The sequence below is a fragment of the Streptomyces sp. NBC_01352 genome (assembly GCF_036237295.1).
GTDB lineage: Bacteria > Actinomycetota > Actinomycetes > Streptomycetales > Streptomycetaceae > Streptomyces > Streptomyces plumbiresistens.
Window position 1 is genome coordinate 8188395 of sequence record NZ_CP108354.1, and the last position, 16744, is coordinate 8205138.

At 70.4% G+C, this 16744-nt stretch carries 14 protein-coding genes; 5 read left to right on the forward strand and 9 right to left on the reverse strand.

Annotation, left to right across the window (positions count from 1 at the left end; genetic code table 11):
- The first annotated feature begins 162 nt into the window (after nucleotides 1-162).
- Nucleotides 163-1263 (forward strand): calcium:proton antiporter, encoded by a 1101-nt coding sequence (locus OG252_RS37690; protein ID WP_266441394.1) that lies wholly within the window; start codon nucleotides 163-165, stop codon nucleotides 1261-1263.
- Between the two features lie 61 nt (nucleotides 1264-1324).
- Here OG252_RS37690 and OG252_RS37695 read toward each other — a convergent pair whose 3' ends face one another.
- Together OG252_RS37695 and OG252_RS37700 are read right to left on the reverse strand one after the other, a co-directional pair.
- Complete coding sequence (locus OG252_RS37695; RefSeq protein WP_266441399.1) at nucleotides 1325-2629, reverse strand: MFS transporter; 1305 nt, start codon at nucleotides 2627-2629, stop codon at nucleotides 1325-1327.
- A gap of 60 nt (nucleotides 2630-2689) precedes the next feature.
- Entirely contained in the window at nucleotides 2690-3736 is a 1047-nt protein-coding gene (locus OG252_RS37700) for a S66 family peptidase (RefSeq protein WP_266441404.1), read from the reverse strand.
- Between the two features lie 102 nt (nucleotides 3737-3838).
- Here OG252_RS37700 and aroQ point away from each other — a divergent pair, with 102 nt between their 5' ends.
- Entirely contained in the window at nucleotides 3839-4312 is a 474-nt protein-coding gene (gene aroQ / locus OG252_RS37705) for a type II 3-dehydroquinate dehydratase (protein WP_266441409.1), read from the forward strand.
- Nucleotides 4313-4337: 25 nt separating this feature from the next.
- Here the strand turns inward: aroQ and OG252_RS37710 are convergent, their stop codons facing one another.
- The 5 genes from OG252_RS37710 to OG252_RS37730 form a co-directional block, all read right to left on the reverse strand.
- On the reverse strand, nucleotides 4338-5090 hold the full coding sequence (locus OG252_RS37710) for an amino acid ABC transporter ATP-binding protein (protein ID WP_323186104.1): 753 nt from the start codon (nucleotides 5088-5090) through the stop codon (nucleotides 4338-4340).
- Entirely contained in the window at nucleotides 5087-6028 is a 942-nt protein-coding gene (locus tag OG252_RS37715) for an amino acid ABC transporter permease (RefSeq protein WP_266441415.1), read from the reverse strand. Before OG252_RS37715 ends, OG252_RS37710 begins: the two co-directional genes overlap by 4 nt.
- Nucleotides 6025-6909: an ABC transporter substrate-binding protein gene (locus OG252_RS37720; protein ID WP_266441418.1), complete on the reverse strand. Its 885-nt coding sequence runs from the start codon at nucleotides 6907-6909 to the stop codon at nucleotides 6025-6027. The genes OG252_RS37715 and OG252_RS37720 overlap by 4 nt, the downstream gene beginning before the upstream one ends.
- Before the next feature lie 367 nt (nucleotides 6910-7276).
- The gene (locus tag OG252_RS37725; protein ID WP_266441420.1) at nucleotides 7277-7933 is read right to left on the reverse strand and encodes an MBL fold metallo-hydrolase; all 657 of its coding nucleotides are present in this window, start codon (nucleotides 7931-7933) and stop codon (nucleotides 7277-7279) included.
- Between the two features lie 47 nt (nucleotides 7934-7980).
- Entirely contained in the window at nucleotides 7981-8667 is a 687-nt protein-coding gene (locus OG252_RS37730; RefSeq protein WP_266441423.1) for a maleylpyruvate isomerase family mycothiol-dependent enzyme, read from the reverse strand.
- 224 nt (nucleotides 8668-8891) lie between these two features.
- On the opposite strand from OG252_RS37730, the gene uvrA reads away from it, so the two are divergent.
- From uvrA to OG252_RS37745, 3 genes are all read left to right on the forward strand, one after another.
- Complete coding sequence (gene uvrA / locus OG252_RS37735; protein WP_266441425.1) at nucleotides 8892-11945, forward strand: excinuclease ABC subunit UvrA; 3054 nt, start codon at nucleotides 8892-8894, stop codon at nucleotides 11943-11945.
- A gap of 201 nt (nucleotides 11946-12146) precedes the next feature.
- The gene (locus OG252_RS37740) at nucleotides 12147-12602 is read left to right on the forward strand and encodes a DUF4231 domain-containing protein (protein WP_266441427.1); all 456 of its coding nucleotides are present in this window, start codon (nucleotides 12147-12149) and stop codon (nucleotides 12600-12602) included.
- Nucleotides 12599-14551, forward strand: coding sequence for a tetratricopeptide repeat-containing protein (locus OG252_RS37745; RefSeq protein WP_329341831.1), 1953 nt, complete (start codon nucleotides 12599-12601; stop codon nucleotides 14549-14551). The genes OG252_RS37740 and OG252_RS37745 overlap by 4 nt, the downstream gene beginning before the upstream one ends.
- Before the next feature lie 33 nt (nucleotides 14552-14584).
- On the opposite strand, the gene OG252_RS37750 is transcribed toward OG252_RS37745, so the two are convergent.
- Both OG252_RS37750 and OG252_RS37755 read right to left on the reverse strand, forming a co-directional pair.
- Nucleotides 14585-15490 carry a carbohydrate kinase family protein gene (locus tag OG252_RS37750; protein WP_329341833.1) on the reverse strand — a complete coding sequence of 302 codons (906 nt, stop codon included), beginning with the start codon at nucleotides 15488-15490 and terminating at the stop codon, nucleotides 14585-14587.
- Entirely contained in the window at nucleotides 15487-16632 is a 1146-nt protein-coding gene (locus tag OG252_RS37755) for a LacI family DNA-binding transcriptional regulator (protein ID WP_329341835.1), read from the reverse strand. Before OG252_RS37755 ends, OG252_RS37750 begins: the two co-directional genes overlap by 4 nt.
- Between the last annotated feature and the right edge of the window lie 112 nt (nucleotides 16633-16744).

Consider the following 16744-nt stretch of genomic DNA (forward strand, 5'->3'; position numbering starts at 1 on the left):
TAGGACAACCACCCGGGAGCGGTGGTCGGCGAATTGCCGACCACCGCTCCCGGTGCTTCGTCGGGACTGAGCGTTCCCCGCCCGGGGACGCCCCAGGTCCGGGTGGGACGGGCCCCGCACTCCTGGAATGCGGGGCCCGTTCGCCTCTGCGACGATCACTGCATGATCGCTCGGCTCGGGTCGCTCACGAGACAGTGGACGTCTGCGGTGCCGGTGCTCGCGATCGTCATGCTGCTGTTCACGTGGGGTCGAGACCTGCCCGGCGCGGTCGTCGCGCTGGTGACGGTGATCCTCGCCGGGGCCGTCCTGGCCGCCGTGCACCACGCGGAAGTGGTCGCCCACCGGGTCGGGGAACCCTTCGGCTCCCTCGTCCTGGCCGTCGCCGTCACGATCATCGAGGTCGCGCTGATCGTCACCCTGATGGCCGACGGCGGCGACAAGAGCTCAACGCTGGCCAGGGACACGGTCTTCGCGGCCGTGATGATCACCTGCAACGGCATCGTCGGCCTGAGTCTCCTGGTCGCCTCCCTCCGCCACGGCACGGCGGTCTTCAACCCCGAGGGCACCGGCGCCGCCCTCGCGACCGTCGCCACCCTGGCCACGCTCAGCCTGGTGCTGCCGACGTTCACCACGAGCAAGCCGGGCCCGGAGTTCTCGGGCGTGCAGCTGACCTTCGCGGCGATCTCCTCGCTGGTCCTGTACGGCCTGTTCGTGGCGACCCAGACCGTGCGGCACCGCGACTACTTCCTCCCGATCACCCGCCAGGGCGAGGTGATCACCGTCGAGGAACACGCCGGCGTGCCGTCCGCGCGCACCGCCCTGGTCAGCCTCGGACTGCTGGGCCTGGCCCTGATCGGCGTGGTCGGCCTGGCCAAAGGCGTGTCGCCGACCATCGAGTCCGGTGTGGAGGCGGCCGACCTGCCGCACGCGGTCGTCGGCGTGATCATCGCCCTGCTGGTGCTGCTCCCGGAGACCATCGCCGCACTGCGCTCCGCGCGCCGCGACCGGGTGCAGACCAGCCTCAACCTCGCGCTCGGCTCCGCGATGGCCAGCATCGGCCTAACCATCCCGGCGGTCGCTCTCGCCTCGATCTGGCTCTCCGGCCCACTCGTCCTCGGCCTCGGCTCCACCCACATGGTGCTGCTCGCGCTGACCGTGGTGGTGAGCTCCCTGACGGTGGTGCCGGGGCGGGCCACGCCGCTTCAGGGAGGGGTCCACCTGGTGGTGTTCGCGGCGTATCTGGAGCTGGCGATCAATCCCTAGCGGGACGATCCTCAAGCCGTGCGTAAACGCTTACGCGAGCGCTTACGCACTGCGTGCGGGTTCAGCCAGTGGCCGGCTCCGCCGCCACCACCGGCACGGGCCGCGTCTCGGGCAACAGCGCGAAACACCCCAGGCTGAGCAGCGCGATCCCGGTCAGATACGCGCCCACACCCCATGGCACCCGGCCGCCCTGCTCGACGAGCGCGGTCGCCACGAGGGGCGTGAGTGCGCCCCCGACAACCCCGCCGAGGTTGTAGCCGACCGCGGCGCCCGTGCAGCGCACCCGGGGTTCGTACAGCTCCGGCAGATACGCGGCGATCACGGCGAACATGGTGATGAACGCGAGCATCGCCCCCAGGAAGCCGAGGAACATCAGCAACGGCTCTCCCGTGGCGAGGAGCGCGACCATCGGGAACATCCACACGGCGGCCCCCGCACACCCGGCCAGACACAACGGCCGCCGCCCGTAACGGTCGCCGAGCAGCGCCGCCACCGGCGTCAGCGAACCCTTCACCAGCACCGCGGCCATGATGCAGGTCAGCATGACGGTACGGCTCACTCCGAGCCGCTCCGTGGCGTACGCGAGGGACCAGGTCGTCACGGCGTAGAAGATCGCGTACCCGATGGCGAGTGCCCCGGCGGTCAGCAGGACGAGCCGCCAGTGGTCACGCGCCACCTCGGCGAGCGGCACGCGCGCGTGGTCGTCGATCTCGAGGAAACTGGGGCTCTCGACAAGCGAGGAACGCAGCCACAGCCCCACCACTGCCAGGACCCCGGCCGCCCAGAACGGCACCCGCCAGCCCCACTGCGCGAACTGCGCCTCGGTCAGCGTCGCGGACAGTGCCAGCACCACGCCGTTGGCGAGCAGGAAGCCCAGCGCGGGCCCGACCTGCGGGAAGCTCGACCACAGACCCCGCCGTTCGGGGGGCGCGTGTTCCGCGGTCAGCAGGACGGCCCCGCCCCACTCCCCGCCGAGCCCGAGCCCCTGCAGAAAGCGCAGCACGAGCAGCAGTACGGGAGCGGCGACACCGATGGTCTCGTACGTCGGTACACAGCCGACCGCGACCGTGGAGGCGCCGGTCAGCAGCAGTGAGGCGACCAGGACCGGCCTGCGCCCGTGCCGGTCGCCGATGTGCCCGAACAGCACCGATCCCAGCGGCCGCGCGATGAACCCCACGCCGAACGTCCCGAAGGCGGCCAGCGTCCCCGCCACCGGTGAGAACGTCGGGAAGAACAACGGCCCCAGGACCAGCGCCGCCGCGGTCCCGTAGACGAAGAAGTCGTAGAACTCGATGGCCGTCCCGGCGAGCGAGGCGGCCGCGAGCCGCAGCATGGAGGGCGCCCTTACGGTGCGTACGTCGTGCATGCCGCGTCAACTACCCACGGTGATCGCGAGTTACGGGGGCGTGCGGGCGCGCGAACCGCGTCAGTACGTGACGGTGATGCGCCGGTCAGGGCCGTCGACGCGGACGATGCCGCCGTAGGGGATGACGAGTTGTGGGTCGGTGTGTCCGAAGTCGACGTCGAGGACGATCGGGGTGTCGGGAGCGTACGCCTCCATGGCGCGCAGCACGGCGTCGCGCTGCCCGGCGGCGTAACGGGCAGCCTCCTGCGGGCTGTTGGGGCGCTCGAGGGACCAGGTCCTCGCTCGGCCCATCAGCAGGGCGGAGAAGCGCTGGAGAAGGCCGCGCTCGCCCATGTTGCGCAGGGTGCAAAAGACCTCCGTGGCACTCGGCATGTCCTCCGAGGTCTCCAGGAGCAGCACTCCGCCGTCGTACTCCGTCAGGTCGTGCGCGATCTCGCGGTCGGCCATCAGCAGCCAGCCGACGATCTCCAGGCAGCCACCCCAGCTGCGGCCCTCGACCACCCGGTCGGCGTTCACCCAGGTCCATCCGGTGCCGGGCCGGGTCGCGGGCTCCGCGTCGAAGGTCGCCGGGTCCGCCCAGTCGCCGTTGACGTCGTTCCAGCGCTCGGCGGGCTTCAACTCGTACGCACCCGAGGTGAACAGCGCCGCGCGCAGCGACTCGGCGGTCTGCGGGTGCATGGCACCGGGGCGGCCCAGTTCGCACATCACGGTCGCGCCGTGGTAACCCACGATTCCGGCGTTGCGCAGGAAGGCGAGCAGGTTCGTGTTGTCGCTCATCCCGAAGAACGGCTTCGGGTTCGCGGCGATCAACTCCCGGTCCAGCAGCGGCAGTACGGTGATCTGATCGTCACCGCCGATCGAAGCGATCACCGCCTTGATGTCCGGATCGGCGAACGCGGCGTGGATGTCGGCGGCCCGCTCCCGCGGCGTGGAGCCCATGGTGCGCGTCGCCGGATACTCGACCGGTTCGAGCCCGTACTCCTTGCGCAGCCGCTCAAGACCCAGTTCGTAGGGGCGCGGGAAGAGGCCGGGCAGACCGGCCGACGGCGAGATCACGGCTATACGGTCGCCGGGCGACGGCTTGGGCGGGTAGGAGATCGTCGTCATGCGGGGAGGGTACGGGCCGTGGGTCCAGCCGTGCACCGTGATAAACCGGGTCCGAGCAGCGGTCCTCACAGGATCGCCCACCCTGAACGGACCGGAGGAACCGTGCCCCGCACCCTGGCCAACGCCCCGATCATGATCCTCAACGGCCCCAACCTGAACCTGCTCGGCCAGCGCCAGCCGGAGATCTACGGCTCCGACACGCTCGCCGACGTCGAGGCCCTGTGCGCCAAGGCGGCGGCCGCGCACGGCGGCACGGTGGACTTCCGCCAGTCCAACCACGAGGGCGAGCTGGTCGACTGGATCCACGAGGCGCGGCTGAACCACTGCGGGATCGTGATCAACCCCGGTGCCTACTCGCACACCTCGGTGGCGATCCTGGATGCGCTCAACACCTGTGACGGTCTACCGGTGTTGGAGGTCCACATCTCCAACATCCACCAGCGCGAGACGTTCCGGCACCACTCCTACGTCTCGCTGCGTGCCGACGGGGTCATCGCGGGGTGCGGAGTGCAGGGGTACGTGTTCGGGGTGGAGCGGGTCGCGGCGCTGGTGGGGGCGGGGCAGGCCGAGGCGTAAGTCCCGCTGTCCAGGCGGACGCCCCTTACAGCCGCCCCGCTTCCACGATCCGCCGCAGAAAGCGCTGCGTGCGCTCCTGCTGCGGGTCGCCGAAGATCTGCTCGGAGCTGCCGCGCTCCAGGACCACGCCGCCGTCCAGGAAGCACACTTGGTCGGCCACCTCGCGGGCGAAGCTCATCTCGTGCGTGGCCAGCACCATGGTCATGCCGTCGTCCTTCAGATCGCGCACGACGGCCAGGACCTCGCCCACCAGCTCCGGGTCGAGGGCGGCGGTGACCTCGTCGAGCAGCAGCAGCCGGGGACGTACGGCCAGGGCGCGCACGATCGCGACCCGCTGCTGCTGTCCGCCGCTCAGCCGGTCCGGGTACTCGCCCGCCCTGTCGCCGAGGCCGAGCCGCTCCAGCAGCTCACGCGCGCGTGCCTCGGCCTCCGCACGGGGCACCCCGTGCACGCGGCGCGGGGCCAGGGTGATGTTCTCGAGGACCGTCATGTGCGGAAACAGGTTGTACGCCTGGAAGACCACGCCGATACGGCGGCGCACCGCGTCCTGGTCGGCACGCGGATCGGTGATCTCCTCGTCGTCCAGCCAGATCGCACCGTCGTCGATGTCCTCCAGGAGGTTCGCGCACCGCAGCAACGTCGACTTGCCGGAGCCGGAGGCACCGATCAGCGCGGTCACCGTGTGCGGAGCGACCTCCAGATCGACGTCCCGCAGTACGACCGTCTCACCGAAGGTCTTGCGGACCGACTCCATGCGCAGCACGGGGGCGTCGCTCATAGGGATCCTCCCTGGGCCCGCTTACGGTCCATCCGGGCCGTCACCCAGTCCGTGAACCGTGTCATGGGGATGGTCAGCGCCACGAAGACCAGGCCCGCGACGATGTACGGCGTGTAGTTGAGGCTGCGGCCGACGATGATGTCGGCGGCCCGTACGGCGTCCACGGCGCCGCCGATCGACACCAGCCCGGTGTCCTTCTGGAGCGACACCAGGTCGTTGAGCAGGGGCGGCACCTGGCGGCGTACCGCCTGGGGCAGGACGACGTACCGCAGCGCCTGTCGGTTGTTGAGGCCCAGCGAGCGGGCCGCGGCGCGCTGCGAGGGGTGGACGGACTCGATGCCGGCCCGGAACACCTCGGCGACGTACGCCGAGTAGGTCAGCGTCAGCGCCGTACCGCCCAGCAGCACCGGGTCGACGGTCACGCCCTGCAGCCGCAGTGCGGGGACGCCGAGGACCACGATCATCAGGTTGATGATGAGCGGCAGGCCCCGGAAGAAGTCCGTGTACGCGGCGGCCAGCACGCGCAGCGGGAAGAACACCGGGCCGCGCAGCGTGCGCGCGACGGCGATGAGCATCCCGAGGACGAGGACGGCAGCGCCGCAGATCAGCAGCAGCCGGACGTTGAGCCAGAGCCCTTCGAGGACCTTGGGCAACGCCTCGCGCGCGTACTCGGCGCTGAAGAACGTCTCCTTGGTGCGCGACCAGCCGGGCGCGTTGACGACGACCAGGTAGAGGACGACGCCCGTGACCAGGGTCGAGAGGGCGGCGATCGCGGTGGCGCGGCGGGAGCGGGCCCGCTTGTAGGCCTCGCGGTCGATCCGCCGCTGCGAGGGGACGTACCCCTCGCCGGCTCCCGGGCGGTCCGGCTCACCGGAGCCGGTCAGGTCGCCCTTGCCGTCCGCGTCCTCCTGGCCGGACTCGTCCTTGCTGAGCGTCACTTGAGTACCGGCGCGTCGACGGCGTCGGACAGCCACTGCTGTTCGATCTTGGCCAGCGTGCCGTTCTCGCGGAGGGTGTCGACGGCGTCCGTCACACACGCGGTGAGCGCGCTGCCCTTGTCGAGCACGAGCCCGAACTGCTCCGGCGTACCGCCCTGGTTCTCGAACTGCCCCACGATCGTCGCGTCCGTCACCTCGGCCGCCGTGATGTAGAACGCGGTCGGCAGGTCGACGACGATGGCGTCGACCTGGCCGTTCTTCAGCGCGGACTTGGCCTGGTCGTTCTTGGCGTAGGCGGCGGGGTCCTGCGTCGGCTTCACCACGTCGTCGATGTAGTTGAGGCTGGTCGTGCCGACCTGGGCGCCCAGCTTGAGGCCCTTGAGGCCGGCGAGGCTGGTCGCCTTCGCGGCCTTGCCGTCCTTGAGGGCGATGACGGCCTGGCGCACGTCGTAGTAGCCGGAGGAGAAGTCCACGGCCTTCTTGCGCTCGTCGCTGATCGACACCTGGTTGATGTCGAAGTCGAAGGTCTTCTCACCGGGCGCGAAGGCCTTGTTGAAGGGGACGCTCTGCCAGACGACGGCACTCTTGTCGTAGCCCAGCTCGTTCGCCACGGCGTACGCGACCGCCGACTCGAAGCCCTGGCCGTTCGTGGGCTCGTCGTCCTTGAACCACGGCTCGTAGGCGGGCTCGTCGGTGGCGATGGTCAGTTTGCCGGAGGTCTCGGTGGCCAACTTGCCCTTGGCGCAGGTGGTCCCGGCCGACCCCGACGGCGTGTCGGCGGCCTTCTCCTCCGGCTGCGGGGCGCAGCCGACGGCGGTGGCGAGCAGGGCTGTGGTCGCGGCGGCGAGGGCGCGGTGCAGCGCGCGCGAGGCAAGATGCATGGCGGGAGAGTGACAGTCCGCCGACCCGTTTGTCGAGGTCACGGCATGAATCGTCCGCATGGTGGGAACGGGTGTTGCATTCTTGTGAACGCGTCCCACGACGCGCCGTTCGCCGGGGCCGCCGGCCGAGGGCGGGGATCGAAAGGCCGGCGGCCCGTACCGCGCAGGAGCCGTCATCCTGCTGCGGGGCTGCTGCCAGTTGACCGCGCAACCACGTGCGCCGGGAGCGCGCGCGTGGCACCGGCGTGTGTGAAGGGTTCACACGGGGTGCGTACACGCCCGCGTGCGATGGAGAGTGTGCGCGGGGCGCGCACTCATCGGCGGGCGCCCCTGATTCACCACCTTGTTCACCACCGCTCGGCGGCGCTCACCACCCTCGCGCGCGCCACTCCGGAAGATGCGGTCGCTCCGCGCCCAGGCTCGTGTCGTTGCCGTGCCCGGGATAGACCCAGGTCTCGTCCGGGAGCACGTCGAAGATCTTCGTCTCGACGTCGTGGATCAGGCTGGCGAACGCCTTCGGGTCCTTGCGGGTGTTGCCCACGCCGCCCGGGAACAGACAGTCGCCGGTGAACACATGGGGATGCCCGTGCGGGTCGTCGTAGACGAGGGCGATCGAACCCGGCGTGTGGCCGACCAGATGGCGCGCGGTGAGCTCCACGCGCCCCACGCGGATGGTGTCGCCGTCGTCGACCAGGACGTCGGTCGGTACGGGGATGCCGTCGGCGTCGTCCCGTCCCGCGTAGGTGCGCGCGCCCGTGGCGGCGACGACCTCGGCGAGCGCCTGCCAGTGGTCGCCGTGCTGATGCGTGGTGACGACCGAGGCGATGCCGTCGTCGCCGATGCTGCCGAGCAGGGTGCCCGCGTCGTTGGCGGCGTCGATCAGCAGCTGCTCGTCCGTGGCCCGGCAGCGCAGCAGATAGGCGTTGTTGTCCATCGGGCCGACCGCGATCTTCGAGATGATCAGGTCCGGCAGCTCATGCACGTCGGCCGGGCCGCCGACCTTCACCGCTCCGCTGTACGTCATGACGTTCAGCCTATAGCGGGGGCGGGGCCCGGCCGAGGCGGAGCGGACTACAGCGGGGGAAGGGCCGGCAGCGGGCCGCCGTCCACGCTCAGACCGGATCCGTCGCGGCGGCCGGCGAGCCAGCCCAGCAGGTCGGCCCCGCGGCCCGTGACGGTGACCTCCACCGCACCCTCGCGGCCGGTCGGGGCCCGGCGTCGGTCGTCCTGCTCGATCAGCACGGCGGGTACGTCGGGATGCCCCCGGAAGCGGTCGGCGAGGAAGTCGATCTCGCGCTGGGCGAACTCCTCGGGGAGGTCCTCCAGCTCATACCCGATCCCGAGGTCCACATGGTGCAGCTCCACCTCGATCCACCGCCGGAAGGGCACCCGGGACGCCGAGTCGGTGACCCCGCCCCGCAGCTCCACCGTGCGCGACCAGTCCGCCGGGGCCGCCCCCGCCTCCTGGAAGCGCACCGCGCTGTCGCGCAGGTCGGCGAGGTGGACGGCGAGGGGGCGCGGGGCGTCCCGCTCGATGTCGGTGTCCCGGGCGTCCGCCGAGACGTACATGGGACGGCCTTCGAGGACGTTCACCAGGGCGTCCGCGTTGCGGGCGAGATGGGCGAGGACGTGGCCGCGGGTCCAGCCGGGCAGTCGTGACGGCTCGGTCACAGCCGCGTCGTCCAGTTTGGCGACTGCGATGAGCAAGCGGTCGGTCGCGTCACGTACAGACGCCAGGTCATGCGCGTGATCAATCATGGTGCTGACCCTAGCTCCGCCACACCTTCGGGTGAAGGTGGTGAAGGCGTGCCGTAAATCGAATGCACGTGCTATATGGTCGGGCGTGGCGTCGGGCATGCTGGATGGTCGGGGATTGTTATGCACTCCGGGAATCCGACCGGCGTTGTCAGTGGCTCCCCCTAGTCTGAGAAAGTACGGGGGCCTCGCCCCTGTCACTTCTCTCAAGAAAGGTGCGGACCGGCGTGGCCGACCGTCTCATCGTCCGTGGCGCGCGCGAGCACAACCTGAAGAACGTCTCGCTCGACCTGCCTCGCGACTCGCTCATCGTCTTCACGGGCCTGTCCGGGTCGGGCAAGTCCTCCCTGGCCTTCGACACCATCTTCGCCGAGGGCCAGCGGCGCTATGTGGAATCGCTCTCCTCGTACGCCCGCCAGTTCCTCGGCCAGATGGACAAGCCGGACGTCGACTTCATCGAGGGACTCTCGCCCGCGGTCTCCATCGACCAGAAGTCGACCTCGCGCAACCCGCGCTCGACGGTCGGCACCATCACCGAGGTCTACGACTATCTGCGCCTGCTCTTCGCGCGCATCGGCAAGCCGCACTGCCCCGAGTGCGGCCGCCCGATCTCGCGCCAGTCGCCGCAGGCCATCGTCGACAGAGTCCTGGAGCTGCCGGAGGGGAGCCGCTTCCAGGTGCTGTCGCCGCTGGTGCGCGAGCGCAAGGGCGAGTTCGTCGACCTTTTCGCCGACCTGCAGACCAAGGGCTACTCCCGCGCGCGGGTGGACGGCGAGACGATCCAGCTCTCCAACCCGCCCGTCCTCAAGAAGCAGGAGAAGCACACCATCGAGGTGGTCGTCGACCGCCTCACGGTGAAGGACTCCGCCAAGCGCCGCCTCACCGACTCCGTCGAGACCGCGCTCGGCCTGTCCGCCGGCATGGTCGTGCTCGACTTCGTCGACCTCCCGGAGGACGACCCCGAGCGCGAGCGCATGTTCTCGGAGCACCTGTACTGCGCGTACGACGACCTCTCCTTCGAAGAGCTGGAGCCCCGCTCCTTCTCCTTCAACTCGCCCTTCGGCGCCTGCCCCGAGTGCACCGGCATCGGCACGCGCATGGAGGTCGACCCCGAGCTGATCGTCCCGGACGAGGACAAGTCCCTCGACGAGGGCGCCATCCACCCCTGGTCGCACGGCCACACCAAGGACTACTTCGGCCGCCTGATCGGCGCCCTCGCGGACGCGCTGGGATTCCGTACGGACATCCCCTTCGCCGGTCTGCCGCAGCGCGCCAAGAAGGCCCTCATGTACGGCCACAAGACGCAGATCGAGGTCCGCTACCGCAACCGGTACGGCCGCGAGCGCGTCTACACGACCCCGTTCGAAGGCGCCGTCCCCTTCGTCAAGCGCCGACACAGCGAGTCCGAGAGCGACGCCGGCCGGGAGCGCTTCGAGGGCTACATGCGCGAGGTGCCCTGCCCCACCTGTGAGGGCACGCGCCTCAAGCCGGTCGTCCTCGCGGTCACCGTCATGGGGAAGTCGATCGCCGAGGTCGCCGCGATGTCCATCAGCGACTGCGCGGACTTCCTGGGCGAGCTGAAGCTGACCGCCCGCGACAAGAAGATCGCCGAGCGCGTGCTGAAGGAGGTCAACGAGCGGCTCAAGTTCCTGGTCGACGTCGGCCTGGACTACCTCTCGCTGAACCGCGCGGCCGGCACGCTCTCCGGCGGCGAGGCCCAGCGCATCCGCCTCGCCACCCAGATCGGCTCCGGCCTCGTCGGCGTCCTGTACGTCCTGGACGAGCCGTCCATCGGCCTGCACCAGCGCGACAACCACCGGCTCATCGAGACCCTGGTCCGGCTGCGCGACATGGGCAACACGCTGATCGTCGTCGAGCACGACGAGGACACCATCAAGGTCGCCGACTGGATCGTCGACATCGGCCCCGGCGCTGGCGAGCACGGCGGCAAGGTCGTGCACAGCGGCTCCCTCAAGGAGCTGCTCGACAACGCCGAGTCGATGACCGGCCAGTACCTGTCCGGCAAGAAGGCCATCCCGCTGCCCGACATCAGGCGCCCGCAGGACCCGTCCCGCCGGCTCACGGTGCACGGCGCCCGCGAGAACAACCTCCAGGACATCGACGTGTCCTTCCCGCTGGGCGTGTTCACCGCGGTCACGGGCGTGTCCGGCTCCGGCAAGTCGACGCTGGTCAACGACATCCTGTACACCCACCTGGCCCGCGAGCTCAACGGCGCCCGGAGCGTCCCGGGACGCCACACGCGCGTGGACGGCGACGACCTCGTCGACAAGGTCGTGCACGTCGACCAGTCGCCCATCGGCCGCACGCCCCGGTCGAACCCGGCGACGTACACCGGCGTCTTCGACCACGTCCGCAAGCTGTTCGCCGAGACCACCGAGGCGAAGGTCCGCGGCTACATGCCCGGCCGCTTCTCCTTCAACGTCAAGGGCGGTCGCTGCGAGAACTGCGCGGGCGACGGCACGATCAAGATCGAGATGAACTTCCTCCCGGACGTGTACGTCCCGTGCGAGGTCTGCCACGGCGCCCGCTACAACCGGGAGACGCTGGACGTCCATTACAAGGGCAAGTCCATCGCCGACGTCCTGAACATGCCGATCGAGGAGGCCATGCACTTCTTCGAGGCCGTGCCGGCGATCTCCCGCCACCTCAGGACGCTGAACGACGTCGGTCTCGGCTACGTCCGCCTCGGGCAGTCCGCGACCACCCTGTCCGGCGGCGAGGCCCAGCGGGTGAAGCTCGCCAGCGAGCTCCAGAAGCGCTCCACCGGACGCACCGTCTACGTCCTGGACGAGCCGACCACCGGCCTGCACTTCGAGGACATCAGCAAGCTGCTCACGGTCCTGGCCGGGCTCGTCGACAAGGGCAACACGGTCATCGTCATCGAGCACAACCTCGACGTGATCAAGACCGCCGACTGGGTCGTCGACATGGGCCCCGAGGGCGGCGCGGGCGGCGGCCTGGTCGTCGCCGAGGGCACGCCCGAGCAGGTCGCGGGCGTACCGGCCAGCCACACCGGCAAGTTCCTCCGGGAGGTCCTCGGCGCCGACCGGATCAGCGACGCGAACCCGGTGAGCGCCCCGCGCAAGACGGCGGCCAAGAAGGCGGTGGCGGCCGCGTCGGCGGCGAAGAAGACGGCAACGGCGAGGACGACCACCGCGAAGACGGCCAAGGCCGTCAACAACACGGCGGCGAAGAAGGCGACGGGAGCCACCAAGAAGGCCACGCCCGCGAAGAAGACGACCCGGGCCCCCAAGGCCTGACGAGGGAGCACCGAGCTAGGGAGCACTGAGCCAGGGGCCGCTGCGGGCCGATCACAAGAGCCCGCGGCGGCCCAGGCTTCTCCCAAGGACCGCCCCGTGCGTTCTTGCCCCGTCCGTGCGCTTACGTCATCGTGACCGTGGCGGAACAGCCCGTGACGACGCGGGCACGCACCGCCGACGACCACGGAGGGGGAGCCGGTGGTGGAACCTGACATTCCGGCAGCTCGGGGCGGCCCGGCGGAACCACGTTCGGCGAGGCCCGCCGATGTCACCTGGGACCGGCTCCAGAACCAGCTGGACTGGTTCGACCGGAAGAGTGCTCTCGCCCAACGGCGTTTCAAACAGCTGAAGTTGGCCACGCTGATGCTGGCGGCCGGGCTCCCGGTGACCGTCGCCGCCTCCGCGCCCAACTGGATCCCGGCGTTGATGGGTGCTCTCGTCGCGGTCATCGAGGGCGCGCAGCAGCTGTTCAAGTTCCAGGAGAACTGGATCAACTACCGGTCCGTGTGCGAGAGCCTGCGCCGCGAGCAGTACCTGTACCTGGCGCGTGCCGGGCACTACGGCGACACGGCCGACGTCGACACCCTGCTCGCCGAGATGGTGGAGCGGATCATCGGCCAGGAGACCACCCACTGGGTGGAAAGGGAGGCCACATGATCGTCGTCTTCACCGGCAGGCGTCCCTCAGGGCCGGACGGGGTGTTCCCCGAGGCCGCCGTGGACTGGCTCGAGGAGCGCCTGAAGCTCCTCTTCGGCGGACTGCGGCCGCGGCTCGCCGTGGGATCCGCCGCCGCGGGCACGGACCTGCTGGCTGCCGGGGCGGCACTGAGCGCCGGTATCCCGGTCGACCTCGTGGTCACCGAGAACCCCGAGGAGTTCGTGGGTGCTTCCGTCGCCGACAAGGGGCCCCAGTGGGAGGAGCGCTTTCGCACGCTGACGTCACACACCAAGGCATCCCTCGTTCCTGTGCCGGGAGCCAAGGCCGACGACGACGGATTCCGTGCCGTCAACCAGGCGCTTTTGAACCACGCCCGCGACAGCCTCCACACCACGGGCGAGGAAGCGGACGAACCCGAGGAACTCGTGATGGTCGCGGTCACCGAGGGGCGCCGTGCGGGAGAGGACCACACCGAGTCCCTGGCCCTGTCGGCCAAGGCGCTCGGCCACCTCGTGCTGCGCCTGAACCCCTCGCAGAGCCGGTCCGCGGCACAGACGGCGTTCGTCGCCATGCCGTACGGCGGCAAGGCCGACTCCACCCGGGAACTCAAGCGGTTCGAGGCGGACGAGTCCTGGCACCGGGTGCTCGTGCCCGCCCTGCTCGACAGCGGATACCGGCCGATCCGCACGGACCTGGAAGCAGGCCTGAAGAGCATCGACGCCCGCATGCTGCACAGCATCAACACCGCCGATCTCTTCGTGGCGGATCTCGCCACGCTCAACCCCAACGTCCTGTGGGAACTGGGCGTGCGGCACGCCTGGCGGCCCTCCGCCACGCTCCTCATGGCGCCGCACTGGGTCACACCGCCCTTCGACCTGGGGCACTCGACCATCCAGCGCTACGAGCGGGGGATGAAGAAGGTCAGCGACCGGCAGGCGGTCGCGGCCATCGGCAAGCTCAAGGACGCCCTGAACGCGACGCAACGGGGGGTCGACAGCCCGGTGTGGGCGGTCTTCCCCACGCTGGAGCCCGTAGAGCTGCCTCCCGACGCCGACGGGGAGCTCTACTCGCGGCTGACGCGCTACAGCGAGGAGATCTCCCTGGCGGCGGCCCTGCGCGACGCCGGGAAACTGCTCGACATCGCCGATCGGGTACGGCAGGACGGACTGTCCGTCGGCAACTGCCACACCCAGTTGGAGCAGATCGGTCTGGCCCTCGTGACGCTGGGCGACTTCGACGAGGGGCGGGAACTGATCGAGCCGCTGGCCGCGGCCGACGTCTCCTTCGGCCGGGTCCATATGCAGCAGCGGTACGCCCTCACGCTGATCCATCGTGACGGGACGCCCGAGAAGCGGCTGACGTACCTGAAAGAGGCCGAACGCAGATTACTGCTGCTCGACGGCCGCCGGCCGGGCTCCTCCGAGACCCTGGGACTGCTCGGCAGCGCCGCCAAACGAGCCTTCGAACTCGCCCTCCGGCTCGGACAGAAGAACGCCTTGCCCCATCTGGACCGCGCCATCGAGGCCTACCACAGCGGCATGGTGGCCGACCCCGGCGACTACTACCCGGGGATCAACGCGCTCGCCCTCGTGAGAGTGAGAGGACAGTACTTCGGCGGCGGTCAGGGCGACTTGGCGCTGGCGGAGTCCCTGCTTCCGGTGGTCCGCTTCGCCGTCGAGCGCCGAAAGATCGGCCCGAACGACACCTGGGAGCACGCCACCGTGGCCGAACTCGCCCTGCATCAGCACCTGCTGGACAAGGACATGGCTCCCGTGCCGCCCGTCGAAGCACTGCACCACTACACCGTGGCGGCCCACTCCGCCGACGGCGCCGAACTCTCCTCCATGCGCCGCCAACTCGAGTTCCTCCTGGCCGTGGGAGACCGGCCCGAGGTGATCGGACCACTGCTCGCGGCCCTCGCAGCACCCGCCGAAGGGAACACGATGTGACATCCGCCGTACGTGACTGCGGCCCGGCGTCTCTCAGACCAGTTCCGCCGCGTACGGCGGCTCCGCGCCCGCGCGTGAGCAGGTGATCGCCGCGGCGCGCGCGGCGAACCCCAGCAACTGGGACCAGCCGTCCGGGCCCAGGCCGGCGAGGGCTTCCACGGACAGGGCGGCACGGGCGGACAGGCCGTGCAGCAGGGCCGCGTTCACGGTGTCGCCGGCGCCGATCGTGTCGACGACGTCGACCTTCTCGCCCGGCACGGAGTGCACCGCGCCGTCCCGGGTGAAGGCGGTCAGCCCGTCGCCGCCGTGGGTGATCACGACGGCGGAGGGCCCCGCGGCCAGCCACTCCCGCGGGGTGCCGCCCAGCCACAGCGCGTCCTCCTCGGAGAGCTTGAGCAGGGACACCGACGGCAGCCAGCTCTTGAAGCGGGCCCGGTAGGCGTCCGCGTCGAGGATCAGTCCGGCCCGGATGTTCGGGTCGAGCAGGGTGAACACGCCCTGCTCGGCCGCGGTCCGCATCAGCTCCTCGTAGGCGCTCGCGCCCGGCTCCAGGACGAGCGAGCAGGTGCCGAAGGAGACCGCCCGGGCGCCCGCGGGAAGTTCCGTGGGCGCCGTGAACAGCCGGTCCGCGGTGCCGTCGACGTAGAAGGAGTAGGCGGCCGAGCCGTGCGTGTCGATCGTGGCGACCGCGAGGGTGGTCGGCTCCTTGCCCCGCTGTACGGCCGTCACGTCCACCCCCGCCTCCCGCAGCCCGTCGAGCAGCGCCTCGCCGAAGGCGTCGTACGAGACGCGGGAGCAGAAGGCCGTGGGGGAGCCGAGGCGGCCGAGGGCCAGGGCCGTGTTGTACGGGCCGCCGCCGAGCGCCGGCTTGAGGCCCGCGAGGGCGCCCGTGCCCTGCGGTACCAGGTCGATCAGGGCCTCTCCGGCGACGACGATCACGAGACGGTTCCTCTCTCGGACTGCGAAAGTTGCGAGGGTTGCGAGATCTGCGACGGCTGCAAGGAGCCAGGTGGCTGCAAGGGCTGAGGGCGCTGCGAGGCCTGAGGGCGCTGCGAGCGCTCCGGCTCGTCGGCGCAGCCGCAGGAGGCACGGTGGACGAAGGCACAGGGGAGCCGCACGGTCCGGGCGGGCCGGTCCGGCGCGGCTAGACGCTCCAGGAGCACCCCGACGGCCTGGGCGCCGATCTCCCTGCTGGGCTGGGCGATCGCGGTGAGCCGAGGCGTGAACAGGTCCGCCCAGGCGAAGTCGTCGAAGCAGCACAGCGCGATGTCGTCCGGTACGGACAGGCCGTGCTCGCGCAGCGCGCGCAGGGCGCCGATGGTCATCGCGTTGTTGGCGGTGACGAGCGCGGTGGGTGGCGCGGCGAGCGACAGCAGGGCCGTCGTGGCCCGTTCACCGCCGGCCGACTCGGAGTCGCCGTGCACGACGAGGCGTTCGTCGTAGGGGAACCCGGCGGCGGCGAGGCCGTGCCGGTAACCGGTGATCCGCTCGCCGGTGGTGCTCAGCCCGGGCCGGCCCGCGACCAGGGCGATCCGCCGGTGGCCGAGCCCGGCGAGATGCGTGACCAGCCGGGCCGTCGGTTCCGCACTGTCGGCGCAGACCTGGTCGAAGCGCGGTGCGCGGTCCTCGTCGGAGTCGATCACCCGGTCGAGGAACACGGCCGGTACCTCGTGACGCGTGAGGTAGGCGACGAGTTCGCGCGGGTCGGCGGAGGGCGCGACGATCATGCCGTCCACCCGCCGTTCGTGCAGGAGCTGGACGACCTTGCGCTCGTGCTCCGGATCGTCGTGCGGGTCGGCGATCAGCAGGCTGTAGCCGTGCTCCAGAGCGGCGGCCTCGACTCCCTGGAGGATCTCCGTGAAGTAGGGGTTACTGATCGCCGACACCGCGAGGCCGATGGACCTGGTGCGGGAGGTCACCAAGGAGCGGGCGAGGGTGTTGGGCGTGTAGCCGAGCTCCTCGACGGCTTCCAGCACGGCCTGACGGGTGTGCGGCAGGACCGGCCGGGTGTCGTTCAGCACGTGGGAGACGGTCGCCACGGACACGCCGGCACTGCGTGCGACGTCGGCCATGGTCGGCATGAGGGCTCCTCCGGAACGACACCGGGATCGAACACCGGGATCGGATTCCCTCCCGGAACGGCACGGGGAACGTATCGCATGCGGCGGCGGACGTAAACGTTTGCGCAAGCGT